Raw genomic sequence first — 1804 nt, 5'->3', positions numbered from 1 at the left:
GAGCTGCTGGCCGTGGAGGAGGTGACGACAACGGTCGGCGATCGAACCTTCGGCCCATGGACTCTCAATATCACCGGTCCTGAGCGGATCGCGATCATTGGGCCGAACGGCACCGGCAAGACGACGCTGCTGAAGCTGGCGATGGGCCTGATCGCGCCCTCGCGCGGGACGGTGCATCGTGCCGATGGACATGCCGCGATGCTCGATCAGCACGTGACGCTGCTGGATCCCGATCAAAGCATTTTGGCCAATGTCCGCCGGTCCAATCCATCATTGGACGCACGGACCGCCCATGCCGCGTGTGCGCGATTTGCCTTTCGCAACGTCGATGCGCTGCAGCCGGTCGGGACATTGTCAGGCGGCGAGCGGCTGCGGGCAGGGCTCGCCTGCGTGCTCGCGGGCGAACGGCCGCCACGGCTGCTGTTGCTCGACGAACCAACCAATCACCTCGATATCCATTCGATCGAGATCCTGGAGCAGGCGCTGCGCGCCTTCGACGGCGCGCTGCTCGTTGTCAGTCACGATGCGACGTTCCTTGAGGCGATCGGGATCGAGAGGACATTGCAGGTCACCGCCAAACGATAGTGTCAAGCCGCGATCTCGCGTCCCTGCTCGTCGAGGCAAGAGATGAAGGCGGCAAGCGCGCTGGTCTGACGCATAGCGCGGCGATGGATGAACAGCGTGTCGATATGCGCCAGCGCCGGGTCCAGCGTGAGGATGCCGATCTGCTTGGCGAGCTCGCTGCGTTCGACCACTGCGCGCGGCAGCAGCGCCACGCCCATGCCGGCTGCGACGCAGCCGATCATGCCATCGAGCGTGCCGAGCTCCCAGCGTGCGGCCGAAGGCCAGCCGAGCATCGCGAACAGATGCTCCAGCCGGTGGCGGTAGGTGCAGCCGATCCGAAATACCAATGCGGTCGGGCCGGATTCCGCCGTGCCGGCGCGCAACGCGGCGAGGCTGTCGAACCGGCGCGCCGTGATCAGCACCAGCTCCTCGCGGAAGGCGGTGATGCCTGTCAGGTCGGCATGATCGATCGGACTGGTGACGAAGGCGCCATCGAGCGTGCCATCGAGCACGGCTGCGGCCAGTTCGGCTGTCGTCGCGGTGCGTAAGGTGAGGTTCACTGCCGGAAAGCGGCGATGAAAGCCGGCGAGCACGGTGGGCAGCCGCACTGCTGCCGTGGTTTCCATCGAGCCGATCGCGAGCGGCCCCTTGGCGTCGCCGTCGTCGCGCGCCGCCAATAGCGCCTCGCGCGACAGCGCCGCCATTCGTTGCGCATAAGGCAGCAGGCGGCGGCCGGCGCCGGTCAAGGTCATGCCGCGGCTGTGGCGCTCGAATAGCGCGGTGCCGATCTCGCCCTCCAGCGCCTTGATGCGCTGGGTGACGTTGGACTGCACCGTGTTGAGCGCTTCGGCGGCGCGCGTGATGCCGCCGGTGTGCGCCACCATCGCGAAAGTCAGGAGATCGCTGAGTTCCACGCGTCCGTTTCCCTTCCGTGATGACAGGGTTCAGAAGTATTCATTTTCCGTGAACGCTAAACCGACCTAGAATTCAGGTCCAGAGGTGATGCGGTGTCGCATCATGCCATCCAGTTGAAGGAGCTGACCATGTGGCCCGATCGTCGTTTCCTTGATCTCGTCAAGACCGAGCATCCGATCGTGCTGGCGCCGATGGCCGGGATTATGGACGCGGATCTCGTGACCGCGGTGGCACAAGGCGGCGGGCTCGGCTCGTTGCCATGTGCGTTACTCTCGGCGGAAAAGGCCCGCGAGCAGGTCAATCTGATCCGCCAGCGCGTTACCGC

General features: G+C 65.4%; 3 protein-coding genes. 2 read left to right on the top strand and 1 reads right to left on the bottom strand.

The genetic code is table 11. The annotated features are described in order from the left end of the window. Positions 1 to 585 (top strand): ATP-binding cassette domain-containing protein (locus tag WA702_RS18640; protein WP_425112006.1); only part of this gene is annotated, 585 nt, incomplete at its 5' end. Positions 586 to 587: 2 nt separating this feature from the next. On the opposite strand, the gene WA702_RS18635 is transcribed toward WA702_RS18640, so the two are convergent. Beyond that, complete coding sequence (locus WA702_RS18635) at positions 588 to 1478, bottom strand: LysR substrate-binding domain-containing protein (RefSeq protein ID WP_425112005.1); 891 nt, start codon at positions 1476 to 1478, stop codon at positions 588 to 590. 129 nt (positions 1479 to 1607) lie between these two features. Here WA702_RS18635 and WA702_RS18630 point away from each other — a divergent pair. Next, positions 1608 to 1804: nitronate monooxygenase (locus tag WA702_RS18630; RefSeq protein ID WP_425112007.1), on the top strand; the 197-nt coding region annotated here is incomplete at its 3' end.

Source organism: Bradyrhizobium sp. (assembly GCF_049798375.1).
Lineage (GTDB): Bacteria > Pseudomonadota > Alphaproteobacteria > Rhizobiales > Xanthobacteraceae > Bradyrhizobium.
The sequence above is the reverse complement of the archived record's forward strand: the minus strand, read 5'-3'. Positions and strand labels throughout refer to the sequence as shown.